Here is a 16,368-nt window from a genome sequence, read left to right as displayed (position 1 = left end):
GACAATTTGTTCTTCACTTATATCTCTTTGCATCAACTTTGTCTAAAGAGCCAATGAATTAAATAACACAAGAAAAAAGGGAAACTTAATTTAATTCCTTAATCAATAATGGTTAGCTTTAAATAGCTCATTTTTTCCGTCTTACTTGAGCATCTAAATGTTTCAAAAAGTCAGATTCAAATTGGTATCTTCTTTAAAGATATAGAATGTTATTTAAAATAAATGTAATATAAACATTTATTTTAAAAATTGATTACTTTCTTGTTTGTGTCTCTTTTTTATCAAAAGCTCCGTAAAAATGCGTTTTTAGTCAAAAGAAACATGTAATCAATGGCTATAATCATAAAATGATCCCATTTTGTATGTTGAATAAACTAAAATTAAACATCGACCGTATAGATTTTATCTAGATTTGAATAACCAATCTTCAATCATATTTACATCTGCTAAACCCTGTTGATTGGATTTTTTAAACCTTAAAATTTTAAGATATGCACAAATACGTTCTTGTTTATTTTCTTCTGATTACTTATTCTGTCTTTGGACAAGACTTTAAAAAGAGTGATGTTTTGGCCCAATTGAATGTTGCTAATCAATATTGGCAGACCAATCATAAGCCTCAAGTTTGGGCATTTTGGGATCAAGCCGCTTATCACAGTGGTAATATGGAGTTTTATAAAGAGTTTAAAAATAAAAACTTCTTAAAATATACAGAAGATTGGGCAGATTTTAATGAATGGAAGGGTGCAAAATCAACTGATAAAGCGAATTGGAAATATAGCTATGGGGAGACCGATGACTATGTGTTATTTGGCGATTGGCAGATCTGTTTTCAAACGTATATTGATCTTTATCATATCGCCCCTAAAGCTTACAAGATAGCTCGAGCGCAAGAAGTGATGAATTACCAAATTCATTCCAAACATTATGATTACTGGTGGTGGGCTGATGGACTATATATGGTTATGCCTGTAATGACTAAGATGTACAATTTAACTAAAAACCCGCTCTATTTAGAAAAACTTCATGAATATTTGGATTATGCAGATGGTATCATGTATGATAAGGATGAAAAATTGTATTATAGGGATGCAAAATACGTTTATCCAAAACATAAGACTGCCCATGGAAAAAAAGACTTTTGGGCAAGAGGTGATGGTTGGGTATTCGCGGGATTAGCAAAAGTGCTACAAGATCTACCCAAAGACAATGCTCATTATAAACATTATGTAAAACGTTTTCAAGATATGGCCGATGCTATTGTAGCGTGTCAACAGAAGGAGGGTTTCTGGACGAGAAGTATGCTGGATCCAGAACATGCACCCGGTAAAGAATCCAGTGGAACGGCATTCTTTACTTATGGACTTCTTTGGGGCATTAATAATGGTATTCTGAACAAAAACGAATTTGAGGGTGCTGCAAAAAAAGGATGGCATTATTTAAGTACTGTTGCTTTACAGCGTGATGGAAAAGTAGGTTATATTCAGCCTATAGGAGAAAAGGCCATACCGGGTCAAGTGGTTGATGCCCATTCAACATCGCCATTCGGTGTCGGAGCATTTTTATTGGCAGGTGTTGAAATGTATAGATATTTAAGCGAGTAATGATGAAAAATGTATGGACATTATGGATATTCATATGCTTCGCCGCTGTGACATATGGGCAGAAGAGAAATCCTATTGCATGGAAAGAAACTTCAAGAGCCTTTTGGCTAAAGGAGATGGATCGTATGGCAAGACCGGTTATGCGTAGTCTGGCTCATGACAGTTTAAAGATCAATATGCCTCAAATTACTTCTGTTGCAGTTGACAATAAAGAACATCGCATTCAAGTACAATATGTAGAGGTATTAGGTCGAGTTTTAAGCGGAATATCGCCTTGGTTGGCTTTGAATGATGGTTCGGAAGAAGAGCAAGCATTGAGAAAACAATATCGCAATTGGACTATTCAAGCCTTAAAAAATGCCTTAGATAGTAATGCAAATGATTTTCTGCGTTTTGATCTAGGTGGGCAGCAATTAGTGGATGCCTCATTTATTTCAGTTGCTTTTTTGCGTTGTCCTTGGTTATGGGATCATCTGGATCCTGTAACCCAAGGTCATTTGATTGAGGCTATCAAAACGACACGTCAATTCAGACCGGTGTTTTCCAATTGGTTACTTTTTTCTGCTATGAATGAAGCTTTTTTAGCCCAGTACAGTACAGGTTGGGATGTTATGCGAGTGGATTATGCTTTGCAACAACTGGAACAATGGTATGTTGGAGATGGGATGTATATGGATGGTCCTCATTACGCATATGATTATTATAATAGTTATGTCATTCATCCTTTTTTATCCGGAATTATGGATGTCATCGAGCAAAAGACTAAAAATTATGATAGCATGTTTGCAAAAATTAAATTACGAAACCAACGATATGCCACTATATTGGAAAGGTTGATTAATACAGATGGGACTTTTCCACCATCGGGCCGGTCAGTAATTTATCGTGGAGCAGCATTTCATCACCTGGCAGACATGGCATTGAAAAAGAGATTACCCAAAGAGTTAACGGAAGGACAAGTTCGCGCCGCTTTATCTGCCGTTATGAAGAAAACATTTGAAAGCCCATCAACTTACCATCAAAACTGGTTAACGATTGGTTTATATGGAGATCAGCCCGGATTAGGGGATTTTTATAACAATCAGGGGAGTCCATATTTATGCAGTACTATTTTTTTACCTCTTGGACTTTCTGAAACGGATAGTTTTTGGACTTCCAAAGAAGAAGAATGGAGTTCGAAGCGTATTTGGTCTGGACAGGATTGGAAAAAAGATCAAAGTAAGGTCATTCAATAATAGATAAGAGTCATGAGATTAATAACATTTTGTACAGTTGGAGTAATTTATTTTTATCTTATCCTTTCCTTAAATTTCTGTTTTTCGCAAAGCAAGCAGCTTCAGGTCATGGAAGTTGGAGACGGTTGGGCTAAGAATACGGTCAATACAGCTGTTTTTCGAAAAAATTCTCTCGTTAGTGATGCGAAGTTTCAATACATAGCCTACTACAACGAGAAGGGAAAAGTTGTATTAGGAAAAAGAAAGTTGAACGAGAAGAGCTGGCAGCTACAGGTTACCGAATATACGGGCAGAGCTAAGGATGCACATAATATTATCAGTATCATGATTGATGGAGAGGGATATTTACATGTTTGTTGGGATCATCATAATGGTCAGTTGCGATATGCTCGAACAAAGCAGCCGCATACACTGGACTTAGGACCTGAGCAGTCTATGATCGGGGAAGATGAACAGTATGTGACTTATCCTGAATTTTTTAAAATGCCTGATGGTTCATTATTATTTCTTTATCGTGATGGCGGTTCTGGATCAGGAAATCTTGTTATGAATAATTATGATCCCAAGAATAAAAAATGGACTAGACTGCATCGTAATTTAATCGATGGAGAAGGGAAACGAAATGCTTATTGGCAGGCATATGTCGACAACCAAGGAACGATACATTTGTCTTGGGTATGGCGAGAAAGTCCCGATGTAGCCAGTAATCATGATATGGCATATGCTTGTTCTAAGGATGGAGGGCTCACTTGGGAGTCTACTACTGGAGCTCAATATACATTACCTATACAGGAATCAACAGCGGAATATGCGGTGCGTATTCCTCAAAACAGTGAATTGATCAATCAAACATCGATGGCTGCAGATGATGATGGCAATCCATTTATTGCGACTTACTGGCGGGCTGCAGGTTCTACAATTCCTCAATATAAACTTATTTATTATAGGAAAGGTGCTTGGGAAGTCCGTTCTTTTGATTTTAGAAAAATGTCTTTCAGTTTGAGTGGACATGGGACAAAAGAAATACCTATAGCGAGACCACAATTAATGGTTAAAGGGAAAGGAGATAGGGTTGCTGTCATGCTCTTGTTCCGGGATAAGGAAAGATTAGGTCGAGCTTCTGTCTTGAACTTAAATAAGGTGACGGATAATGATTATCAACTATTTGATTTGAATAACGAATCATTAGGAGCATGGGAACCCAGTTATGATACTGAGATGTGGCGAAACAAGGGGCGATTATCACTATTTGTTCAAGCTACTGATCAAAAGGATGGAGAAGGACTTTTAGAATCTGGTCCAAGTAAGGTCAGGGTTATTGAATGGGCGCCTAGTCTCGAGGCAATACAAAATATAATCAAACATTAATTATGAAAAAATACATGTTTGGGTTTATGTCCTGCTTCATATTCATTGTATCCTATCCCATGGATATGTTCGGACAAGGGACAAGAGATGCTGTTTTTAACGTCAAAAATCCAGATCTGAATCTCAGTCCCTATACCGGTATGAACCGTCAACATTGGTTAGATGCAGCCGAATATCTTTTAAAGGGTGCCTTTAGTTACGTCAGTAATCTGGATAGCCCGATGGAGTTTCCTAAACAACCAGGACGTAGTTATCCTAGAGACGGCGTTCATACGGAAACAGAACGGTTGGAAGGACTTTGTAGGACTCTGTTTATTGCTTTGCCTTTGATGAAGGGAAATCCCGACTATGAAATTGGTGGTCTAAAGATTGCCGATTATTACCGGCATCAGATTACGCAATTAGTGAATCCAAATTCGACGAGTTTCATTCCACCTTTACCCAAAAAAGGAGGACCAAGTCAAAAGCTTGTTGAATTTGGTGGTTTGGCCGTATCGCTGATGGCCGCTCCCGAAATTTTATGGGATCCGCTATCACAGGAGAAAAAAGATACTTTAGCGCATACACTCTTAAGTTATGGTAACGGACCTACTATTGATATGAATTGGCGTTTTTTTAATGTCATGATTTTAAGCTTCTTTAAGAGTAAAGGTTACTCGATACGTGAAGATTATTTAAAGGAATTGTTGGAGAAATGTTTATCTGATTATAAGGGGAATGGTTGGTATAATGACCAGCCTTATTATGATTATTATAGTATGTGGGGGTATCAGATGTACGGAACTTTATGGGCTACCTATTATGGCGATCAGATGTATCCAGATTATGCGAAGAAGTTCAGGACTCATTTAAGAGAAATGGTCGGTCATTATCCTTATATGTTCAGTAAGGACGGGGAAATGATTATGTGGGGGAGAAGTATTGCCTATCGCATGGGAGCTGCTGTTCCCTTTCCTCTGATGGGTTTTCTAGAGGACAAAAGCATCAATTATGGATGGATGCGAAGAATTGCATCAGGAACACTGTTACAATTTCTCAAACAGCCTGATTTTTTATCTGAAGGTATTCCTACACTTGGTTTTTATGGTGCATTTGAACCTGCCGTGCAGGAATACAGCTGTAGGGGAAGTGCTTTTTGGTTGGGTAAAATATTTTTAGGATTGCTCATTCCTGATGATAATATATTTTGGACAGCAAATGAAAATTTAGGTGCTTGGGAGAGCGAGATACCAAAAGCGAAGGTGTTGAATAAGCTTGCTCCTGGTGCTGAAATTTTGATTACTGATTATGCTGGAATTGGCGCATCAGAGATCAGGGCTTGGTGTGATAGTAAAACTATCGGCTATTATCAGGGAACTGAGAATTATAATAAACTGGCTTATAATAGCGCATTTCCTTGGCAAGCGGATGGAAAGAATGGTGAAGTATCAATGAACTATATGTTTCAAATTGGTGGGAAGAAATGGGAATCACTTCGCCGTTATAAATTCAAAGGCTATCAGGATGATATTTATTACAGGGACGCTGTATTAGCTTCGGATTCTACCATCAGCTTGCAACTTGCAGATATTATACTTCCTAACGGAATCTTGCGTGTGGATCAGGTGTATAGCCAAAAATCTATTGCGCTACGGTTGGGACACTACGCATTGCCACAATATGAAGATAGAGCAATTGTTGAGCATCAAATTAAATATAAAAAATGGACAGCAAGTATTATTGACAATGGGCAGTATCAGTTAGCTGTTATTCCTGTTGAGGGCTGGGAAGAGGTGGAGATAGTAAGTGCAGCAGGTTTAAACCCAGTTTCTGAAACGAGTAAAGTCCTGAATTTAAAAGCAAACACAAGTGCAAATCAAAAGCAATTGTTTGCGACACTTATGTTATGGAAAAAATCGGGCGAAAAATGGACTAATGATGAATTATTCCCAATAAAAAAATTGAACCAAAAGCTGAATCAAGTAGGAATTAGTAGGAAAAATGGTCGTTATCAAGTCTTGAATTTGATATCCACGGATCAACAATAATAACCTTTGATCAATATTTTGCAAGTGAAAAGTGTAATGGCGAATATGATCTATATCAAAGGTCGTTATGGTTAAGAATCTATTTTAAGTATTTAGAGAAAAGAGATAATGCTACTGCGCAAGAGCTAGTATATATCGCAACAAAATTTTTAAAACCATTTTATTTAAAATGTCCCCAAGGCATCTCTTAAATAAAATGGTTTTTGCTTTTTATTGAGTTTTAGTGAATTATTATGACTCCTGAATAGATTTTCAACCTTATTGAATCGATTTCAAACCGTTTATAAGCGAATCCGCTATAATTTTGACCTAGAGGGAATTGGAAAATAGCGCAACAAGAGTGCTTCTCTTCCTAACCAATGGAATTTTAGCGAACGATCTTCTTGAGTTTGCTAAGTACCAATTATAAACAAAAATATAAACTATACGATGATGGGATCAAGTTGAAATCAACCTTTAGGGGGATTATAGGATAAAGGTATGGTCCTATAATAAATGGAATAAAATAGTAATTCTAATCTAAAAACCAATTGTAAATTATGTTAACCCACTATTGCAATAAATACGCAAAAAGCACATTGCTATTAAACAGTTTATTTTTAATAGCGATGACTACTTATGGTCAAGCAACTTCCATAAAGGGAACTATTCGAGACGCTTCTACAGGAAAAACCATAAGCAACATTACCGTTAAAGTAAAAGGAAGTTCGGTCAGTACACAAACAAATACCGTCGGTAGCTTTACCATTCAAGCTAATCACGGAAATACTTTGATCATTTCCTCGGTCGGATATCAGGAAAAGGAGGTTATTGTACCTCAGGGGGGAATTGTTGATGTTACGCTTGTTCCATCTGAAAATGTACTTGACGAATTAGTTGTGGTCGGATATGGAATACAAAAGAGATCGGATGTTACGGGGTCTGTGGCATCAGTACCAAAGGATCGATTGTCAAAAATTCCGGTTACGAATGTGATGCAAGCTATCCAAGGTGCCGTATCCAATGTTTCGGTTTCGCAAGCATCCTCTATACCTGGAGATGCTCCAAATGTTCAAGTTCGAGGTAAGAACTCGATCAATGCATCTTCAGAACCGTATATTGTCGTTGATGGAATTCCGCTATCGCGTACAGATGGTTCTATTAATGATATCAATCCCAATGATATTGAGTCGGTCGAGATCTTAAAAGATCCATCAGCTGTTGCGATTTATGGTGTGAATGGTTCTAATGGTGTTATTTTGATCACCACAAAGCGCGGTACATCCGGAACCCCGCGTATTCGTTACAGTGGTTATGGCGGTGTAGAAAATGTTGCACATATTCTTAAGCCCGTTTCGGGAGAAGAGCTTTTAAAGCGTTATGCTGAATATTCCCGCATTAATAATAGTCCGCTATATAATGGTGGTCCGGTTCGCAATCGGAATGAGCTTGATAATTACACCAATGGTGTGACCATCGATTGGTTGGATGCGGTGATGCAGACAGGTGTGATCCAGAATCACAATGTCAGTTTATCAGGTGGAAGTGAGAATGCCAAATACTATGTCTCTGGAGATTATCTGGATCAAAAAGGCGTTTTATTAGGATACAACTATAAAAGATATTCATTTAGAACGAATACAGATTTTAAACCAACTAAATATTTATCGGTAGGTACATCATCTTATATCATAGCGCATAATAGAGATGGTGGACGCGCGAGTCTTCTACAGGCTGCTGCAATGAGCCCTTATGCCAAAATGTATAACGATGACGGCACTTTAACACAGCATCCCATGTATTCGGAACAGCTTTGGACCAATCCACTTTTGCCAACGACATTAAATCCAGAGCGTCGTCAATTTAATATCTCCCTCAACGGTTATGCAGATCTTAATTTTGGGGAGCTTTACAAACCGCTGGAAGGTTTAAAATATAAACTCAATGCAGGATATACTTATGTCCCTGGTCGTACCAACGAATATGAAGGGGAGAGTGTTTATAATTTTGCCGGGATGGGTCGTATCACCAACAGTGAATCTCAGTCCTATACATTGGAGAATATATTAACATACACGAAGGATTTTGGTAAGCATCATCTTGATTTCACAGGATTATATGCCTCAAAAAGTAAATATTGGCAACAGGCTATTGCTACAGGAGAGGTATTCCCTAATGATGCCTTGGAATGGGGTAATCTAGGTGCTGCCGCCACACAGAAAGTGTCTTCTCAAGCCGACTTGTACCGCTCTATTTCCCAAATGGGTAGATTAAATTACTCTTACGATAGCCGTTATTTATTTACAGTAACTGCACGTCGAGATGGGGCCTCTATCTTTGGTAGAAATAATAAATACGGAATGTTTCCATCTGCCGCTGTCGCATGGAATATACATAATGAATGGTTCATGAATAGCACTAAAGATGTGGTGGACAATTTAAAATGGAGAATATCTTACGGTATTTCTGGAAATGAGGCTATTGGCATCTATGAAACGCTTTCGTTAATGGATGCCAGTACTATTGCGATGAAAGGCTTATCCAATACGGCATTGAATATTCGTAAAAGAATGGGAAATGATGATTTGGAATGGGAAAAAACAAAGGGATTCAATACAGGGATTGACTTCGGATTATTTAAAAGCAGAATAAGTGGAAGCATCGATGTGTATAAAACCAATTCTTATGATATACTTTTAAAACAGCGCCTTCCAAGACTTACGGGTTTTGAAGATGTGTATTTTAATATTGGAAAGGTTGCTAATACAGGTATAGACCTGACGCTGAATACCAAAAATATTGTGAAGAATGATTTTACTTGGTCCAGTACGGTTGTATTCTCCCGCAATAAAAATAAGATTGTAGAAGTTTATGGTGATGGAAAAGAAGATCTGGGCAATAGGTGGTTGATCGGACATCCGCTGGGTATCATCTATGATTTTACCAAAGTGGGGATCTGGCAGGAAGAGGAAATAAAAGCGGGAGCTAATAAAGGATGGGATGAACAAGCAGAAGCAGGAAGTGTAAAATTAGCGGATCTAAATGGTGATGGTCTAATTAATGAGGACGACCGATCTGTATTGGGACAAACTGCCCCGAAATGGACCGCTGGACTTACCAATACATTTAGCTATAAAGCATTTTCATTAAATATTTTCATCAATACGGTGCAAGGAGCACTACGCAATAATCCGCAGATCGGTTCGGCTGCAGATGAAATGGGACGTAAAAGTACGCCAGCAGAATTGGGCTATTGGACTCCTGAAAATAAAAGTAACGAATGGCGTTCATTGAGTAATCGTTCCAATGTATATGGTTATGGGTTTCCATCAAATGCAAGTTTTACACGGTTGAAAGATGTGACCTTAAGTTACAATATGCCACAAAATACCTTGAATAAATTGGGTATCAATGGGGCTACGGTTTATGTCAGTGGCCGAAACCTATATACATGGACCAATTGGATTGGCTGGGATCCCGAAGCTCGAGATATCACTCGTGGATCTGATAATGCTCATCTAAATTATCCAATGGTTCGCACCTATGTACTTGGAGTTAATTTAACCTTTTAATGAAATCATGAAACCATCATGAGTAAATGTGCACAAAGAAAGATATACTGCTCATGATAGCTTCATCATCGATAAAAAATAATATATACTGATGAAAAAAACAATGAATATTCAAAATAAGTTATTACCTGTCTTTACGATCTTTTTGTTAGGTTCTGCATCTTGTAGTAAGAATTTTCTGGAAGAGAAACCCTATTCTAATTACGAAGCTGGAAATAGTGATCCATCAACAATAGAAAATAGAGTTTTAGGTTTGCATGCGACTTTTGGTCAATTGTGGGGTTATAGTGGGCGTCAAGGATTTTTGTCGTGTTGGCAGATCGGTACTGATATCGCAAATGCTGGTTCTACGGAAGGTGTGGAAAATCCTTTTTTTCAATATGCTGATCTCAATCCAGAAAATGGTGGAGTAAGCTACTTATGGCAACGCTGTTACGAGTTTATTAACAATGCAAATAGCATTATTGAAGCTGTAGGGGATACTAATCCAAAGGCAGCAGCAGAAGCAAGATTCTTTAGAGCTTATGCTTATCATATGTTGGTCACGCTATGGGGCGATGTGCCTTTGTTGACTACTTCTATTAAAGTTCCAACGTTCAATTATGTACGAAATTCTACTGTAGAAGTGGACAAAGTGATTGTTGAAGATCTGGAATATGCGGCTAAGGAATTGGCTAATGTTGGACAAGCTGCTGCTCCAAGCCGGATCAATAAAGATATGGCAAGACAATTGGCTGCTGAAGTTTATCTTCGAATGGGCATGAGAGATCCTGCTTATTTTGCTAAAGCAGAAGCCATGGCAACAGCCATCATTGAAAGCGGCAGTTATAAATTAATTGACAGTCGTTACGGTAAATACTTAAATGAGGGTGGCGATGCTTTTCGAGATATGTTTAGACAGGGCAATATGCGCCGCGCTCAAGGAAATACCGAAGCCATATGGACTTTTGAAGTTGAATTTAATCGCGAAGTGAATGGTGGAACCATCGATAATCCGCAGCATCGTCGTGTATGGCAACCTTCCTATCACAAGTGGGATGGAATGGTAAACGCTGATTCTCTTGGAGGAAGGGGTAATGGACGTTTGAGATTAAGCAATTTTATGAAGTATACGGTCTGGAAAGGACTTCAAGGTGATATTCGGAATAGCAATTATAATATCCGTCGTACCACAAATTATAACCGACCTAATATGACCGTCAACAATGCTGTGGTAACACCATGGAGTACAGAAATCGGTGTGGATGCCGATGGTTATCGTGTTGCTAAAGGTGCAGGGGTTAGAAATGTGACGATAAAAACTGGTGATAAAGTGATTCCTTTTCGTACAGACAGTTTGGAAGTATGGTATCCTTTCCCAACAAAGTGGGGTGGTTATGATCCGATAGATGATTTTGGCTATGCATTGGTCAAAGATTGGCCAGTCATGCGGTTTGGAGAAACGTATCTATTAAGGGCAGAGGCACGTCTTAGACAAAATAATCTAGGCGGAGCAGCTGAGGATATCAATAAGTTGAGAGATCGTTCTTTTAAAGATACGCGTATTCAATCTGGAAACACCGCTTTAGGAAAGGTTCTCGCATCAAATATGACGATCGATTTTATTCTTGATGAACGTGCCCGTGAGTTGATTTCAGAAGAAAATCGTAGAATGACTTTGGTGAGAACAAATAAACTCAAAGAACGTATTGCTTTAAATGGTGATCAAGGACCGGCAAATAAAATAACCAGTGGTTTCCAAGATTATAATATTTTACTTCCAATCCCCTTGAGTGAAATTCAATTAAATAACAAAGAAGGGGAAGGACTTAAACAAAATTTAGGATATAAATAATCTAGTTTTATTACTTTAATAATAATAATATGCAAAAGGTCAATTTTCCACACATTGAAAATTGACCTTTTGCTTCTAAATCATGAAATATCTGTTGGCTATAATCTCTGTATTTATGCATAACAGTCCATAACAGTTTACCTATTTTAATCTTGTAATTTAGTTTATGTACAATACCTAAAAAGATAAATATGAATGCTGTTTTCGGAGTTTTATTTCATTTCATTGGCGGTTTTGCGTCAGGAAGTTTTTATGTGCCTTATAAGAAAGTTGAAGGATGGTCATGGGAATCCATGTGGATCCTAGGTGGTCTATTTTCTTGGATTATTGTACCACCATTTGCAGCATGGTTAACTATTCCTAATTTTTGGGAGATTATCAGCAATGCCCAGGCAGCTACTTTATATTATACTTTTTTATTTGGATTGTTATGGGGTATAGGTGGACTTACCTATGGTCTAGGGATACGTTATCTTGGTGTTTCCTTAGGTAGCAGTATTATTTTGGGCTTAAGTATGGTCTTTGGTTCGCTGATGCCAAGTCTTTATTATTTTTTTTACCCCACAGTGGGTAAACATGGAGTCAACTATTTTTTTATGACTCAATCAGGAACTTGCATATTGATAGGTTTATTAATATGTCTAATGGGTGTTGTGCTGTGCGGTCGGGCAGGTGTTTCAAAGGAGAAAAGTCTTTCGACTCTTTCTAAGGCCGCAAGGTCTGATTACAATTTTACTCTGGGTATTATCGTTGCGATCATTTCTGGTGTACTTAGTGCTTGTTTCAATTTTGGTATTGAAGCAGGTAAACCGCTTGCTAATGTTGCAAATTCCATATGGAAAAATAGTAATTCGAACAGTGGAGAATTTCTTTATCAAAATAATGTGACTTATATCATTATCCTTTGGGGAGGTTTTACTACAAATTTTATATGGTGCGTCTATCTCCTAATTAAAAATAGAACTTTTTCAGACTATACTAAATCCAATGTACCAAAAGGAAAGAATTTACTTTTTTGTGCTTTGGCAGGTACAATGTGGTATTTACAGTTCTTCTTTTATGGTATGGGTGAGAGTCGATTGGGTAATGGTGCCAGTTCTTGGATTCTTCACATGGCGTTCATTATTTTAATTTCAAATGCTTGGGGAATTATATTAAATGAGTGGAAGGGCGTGAATAGAATGGCATATCGATCTATAATTGCAGGCATAGCGACAATCATAATTTCTATTTGTGTTGTAGGGTTTGCAAGAACTTTAGAAAATTAATTTAATATATATAGCAGTGAAAACATACAAACATGTAAATTATTTGTGGGACGATAAAATAGCGCAATCATTGCAAGGTGATGAAGTTGCTTTATTATTATATCGTTCAAATATTCTAGGCGCCGATCTAAGAATTACTAATTATGGAGGTGGGAATACTTCTTGTAAAGTTTTGGAGAAAGATCCACTTACTGATGAAAGTGTTGAAGTCATGTGGATAAAGGGGTCTGGCGGAGATATCGGCACGCTGAAGAAGTCAGGGCTTGCAGCATTATATCTTCAGCGCTTACGTAATCTTGAAAATGTGTATAGAGGAATCGAATATGAGGATGAAATGGTCGCACTATTTAATCATTGTATTTTTGATTTAAGCTCTAAGGCGCCTTCTATTGATACGCCCTTGCACGGATTTTTACCATTTAAGCATATTGACCATTTACATCCAGATGCCGCAATTGCAATTGCAGCTTCTAAAGATGGGAAAAGTATCACTGCTGAATTGTTCAAAGGATCGATCGGTTGGGTTGATTGGCAACGTCCTGGTTTTGATTTAGGTTTACAATTAAAAGCCTGTTTAGAAGCAAATCCTGGTATCAAGGGTATTATGTTGGGATCTCATGGCTTGTTTACTTGGGGAGACACTGCTTACGATTGTTATATTAATTCTTTGGATGTTATTGAGACTTGTGCCACCTACCTTGAACAAAGTTCTGGTAAGAAGAATAACGTGTTTGGCAGCCAGAAAATGGTAAGTCTTAATAAAGCAGAAAGAAATGCGCAAGTCGTAAAATTAGCTCCTATTTTGCGGGGATTTTGCTCAAGTGAACGCCATATGATCGGACATTTTACAGACGATGAACGTGTTTTAGAATTTATCAATTCAAACGATCTGGACCGATTAGCACCATTAGGGACAAGCTGTCCGGATCATTTTTTAAGAACTAAAATCCAGCCCTTAGTACTAAATTTAGATAAATCTGAATGTTTAGATAATGTAGCGGAGGTTAAAAGAAAATTGGAGCCTTTGTTTGCAGGATATCGAGAGATGTATGAACAGTATTATGACCGTTGTAAACATGAAAATAGCCCCGCTATACGTGATAAAAATCCCGTTATTGTTTTATATCCCGGAGTTGGTCTTTTTTCGTTTGCAAAGGATAAACAAACTGCTCGTGTAGCTGCTGAATTTTATATTAATGCCATTAATGTAATGAAAGGTGCTGAAGCGGTAAGCGAATATACTGCATTGCCACGTCAGGAAGCTTTTGATATTGAATACTGGCTGTTGGAAGAGGCAAAATTACAACGTATGCCAAAATCAAAAGCATTATCAGGTAAGATTGTACTCGTGACAGGAAGTGGTGGTGGGATTGGAAAGGCGATTGCAAGAAAGATGGCACAGGAAGGTGCTGTTGTCGTGTTGAATGATATCAATGCTGATCGGCTTGCATCATGCGAGGTAGAATTCGTAGCAGAGTTTGGTAGAGATGCGGTTATTACGACTCTACTCGATGTAACTAATGAGGCCCAGATAAAACATGCACTCAATGATGCTGTACTAGCTTTTGGTGGGATTGACATTGTCGTTAATAATGCGGGTTTATCCATTTCTAAAACGATCGAGGAACATACACAAGATGACTGGGATCTTTTATATGACGTTTTGGTTAAAGGTCAGTTTCTGGTAACTCAGGCTGCAACAGCTATATTAAAAGCACAAAATATCGGTGGTGATATTGTCAATATTGTAAGTAAAAATGCTTTAGTGAGTGGTCCGAATAATATTGGTTATGGTAGTGCAAAGGGGGCTCAATTACACATGAGCCGTTTGAGTGCCGCTGAATTAGGGGCAGCAAAAATTCGAGTGAATGTAGTGAACCCAGATGCCGTAATTTCCGATAGTAATATTTGGGCAGGTGGTTGGGCCGCAGGTCGTGCTAAGGCATACGGTGTAAAGATAGAGGAGTTACCTGCATATTATGCAAAACGTACTTTGTTAAATGAGATTATTCTGCCAGAAGACATTGCAAATGCGTGTTTTGCACATGTTGGTGGTTTACTGAATAAATCTACAGGTAATATATTAAACGTTGATGGGGGAGTGGCAATGGCTTTTTTACGGTAGGTTTTATATCTTAGTTTTTAAGGAATGAAAAGAAAGTACATGCTGTATCTAAGTAAATTTTAACCAATAACCATTTTTAATATGATTTTAGATCAACAATTAATAAAAAAGCACAATAATAAATTAGAAAAGAAACATAATCGAGCATTTGAATTTATTTCTCAGGATATTGATGAAGTTGAAGAGCTTATTGCTAAACTTCAGAAATTTCAGATCGGGATACCGAGTTGGGCACTAGGGACAGGTGGTACACGCTTCGGACGTTTTTCTGGCCCTGGCGAGCCAGGGAGTTTGGAGCAAAAGTTTGAAGATGTTGGTCTACTACATGCGCTTAATAAATCTAGCGGAGCTATTTCCTTACATATACCTTGGGATATTCCAGAAGACACCGCAAAAATGAAGGAATTGGCACGTTCTTTAAATATCACGTTCGATGCTGTTAATTCCAATACTTTTCAAGATCAACCACAGCAGGAATATAGTTATAAGTATGGATCTTTGCATCATGTTGATCCTGAGGTTCGCAAGCAGGCTATTGATCATAATATAGAGGTTATCAATTATGGAAAAGCTCTCGGTTCAAAGGCTTTGACTGTTTGGTTAGCTGATGGTTCATCTTTTCCTGGCCAATTGAATTTCCGTGAGGCTTTTCAGAATACGTTATCCAGTTTGCAGGAAATCTATAAACACTTACCCGAGGATTGGAAATTGTTTATCGAGTATAAAGCTTTCGAACCTTATTTCTATTCGATGACTATTGGAGATTGGGGGCAGTCTCTACTTTTGGCAAATAAGCTTGGCCCTAAAGCTTACACATTAGTGGATTTAGGGCACCATTTACCAAATGCTAATATTGAACAGATCGTATCATTGTTATTAATGGAGGGGAAGCTTGGCGGTTTTCATTTTAATGATAGTAAATATGCTGATGACGATTTAACAGCAGGAAGTATTAAACCCTATCAGCTTTTTCTGATTTTTAATGAATTAATTGATGGGATGGATGTGAAGGGAATGGATCACGCTACTGGTTTAGGTTGGATGATTGATGCTTCACATAATCTTAAAGATCCTTTAGTGGACTTGCTGCAATCTGTTGAAGCCATTAAAATTGCTTATGCGCAAGCATTACTTATCGATCGTGTTGCACTCAAGGCCGCTCAACAAGCGAATAATATTGTAAAAGCACAAGAAATTCTTCAAGATGCATTTCGTACGGATGTAAGACCATTGGTTGCTGAATCTAGGTTGAGGAGTGGTGCAGCTTTAAATCCTGTATTATTATTTGAAGAGGAAAAATTACGTGATAAGCTAATAGAAGAGAGAGGTTTACAAACTATTGCAACTGGATTATAA

The 16,368-nt window shown here is 37.8% G+C and carries 9 protein-coding genes; all 9 read left to right on the top strand.

What is annotated here, in order from left to right; genetic code table 11:
* The first annotated feature begins 491 nt into the window (after window positions 1-491).
* The 9 genes from HCX49_RS15490 to HCX49_RS15450 all read left to right on the top strand — a co-directional run bounded on the left by HCX49_RS15490 (window position 492) and on the right by HCX49_RS15450 (window position 16,368).
* Complete coding sequence (locus HCX49_RS15490; RefSeq protein ID WP_132769192.1) at window positions 492-1,604, top strand: glycoside hydrolase family 88 protein; 1,113 nt, start codon at window positions 492-494, stop codon at window positions 1,602-1,604.
* Window positions 1,604-2,839, top strand: a complete 1,236-nt coding sequence (locus tag HCX49_RS15485) for a DUF2264 domain-containing protein (protein WP_206368528.1) — start codon at window positions 1,604-1,606, stop codon at window positions 2,837-2,839. Before HCX49_RS15490 ends, HCX49_RS15485 begins: the two co-directional genes overlap by 1 nt.
* 12 nt (window positions 2,840-2,851) lie before the next feature.
* Complete coding sequence (locus HCX49_RS15480) at window positions 2,852-4,207, top strand: BNR repeat-containing protein (protein WP_168127591.1); 1,356 nt, start codon at window positions 2,852-2,854, stop codon at window positions 4,205-4,207.
* 2 nt (window positions 4,208-4,209) lie between these two features.
* Window positions 4,210-6,234 carry a DUF2264 domain-containing protein gene (locus HCX49_RS15475; RefSeq protein ID WP_168127590.1) on the top strand — a complete coding sequence of 675 codons (2,025 nt, stop codon included), beginning with the start codon at window positions 4,210-4,212 and terminating at the stop codon, window positions 6,232-6,234.
* Between the two features lie 539 nt (window positions 6,235-6,773).
* Window positions 6,774-9,785, top strand: a complete 3,012-nt coding sequence (locus HCX49_RS15470; RefSeq protein ID WP_206368526.1) for a SusC/RagA family TonB-linked outer membrane protein — start codon at window positions 6,774-6,776, stop codon at window positions 9,783-9,785.
* 91 nt (window positions 9,786-9,876) lie between these two features.
* On the top strand, window positions 9,877-11,619 hold the full coding sequence (locus tag HCX49_RS15465) for a RagB/SusD family nutrient uptake outer membrane protein (RefSeq protein WP_206368525.1): 1,743 nt from the start codon (window positions 9,877-9,879) through the stop codon (window positions 11,617-11,619).
* A 191-nt stretch (window positions 11,620-11,810) separates the two neighbouring features.
* Window positions 11,811-12,887, top strand: coding sequence for an L-rhamnose/proton symporter RhaT (gene rhaT, locus HCX49_RS15460; RefSeq protein WP_168127589.1), 1,077 nt, complete (start codon window positions 11,811-11,813; stop codon window positions 12,885-12,887).
* 16 nt (window positions 12,888-12,903) lie between these two features.
* Window positions 12,904-15,012, top strand: a complete 2,109-nt coding sequence (locus tag HCX49_RS15455; protein WP_168127588.1) for a bifunctional aldolase/short-chain dehydrogenase — start codon at window positions 12,904-12,906, stop codon at window positions 15,010-15,012.
* 81 nt (window positions 15,013-15,093) lie between these two features.
* A complete protein-coding gene (locus HCX49_RS15450; RefSeq protein ID WP_168127587.1) occupies window positions 15,094-16,368 on the top strand; it encodes a TIM barrel protein in 1,275 nt (424 codons plus the stop codon).

It is taken from the genome of Sphingobacterium sp. B16(2022) (assembly GCF_012030425.1).
GTDB classification, from domain to species: Bacteria; Bacteroidota; Bacteroidia; order Sphingobacteriales; family Sphingobacteriaceae; genus Sphingobacterium; species Sphingobacterium anhuiense.
This window is presented reverse-complemented; position numbering and strand designations above follow the sequence as displayed.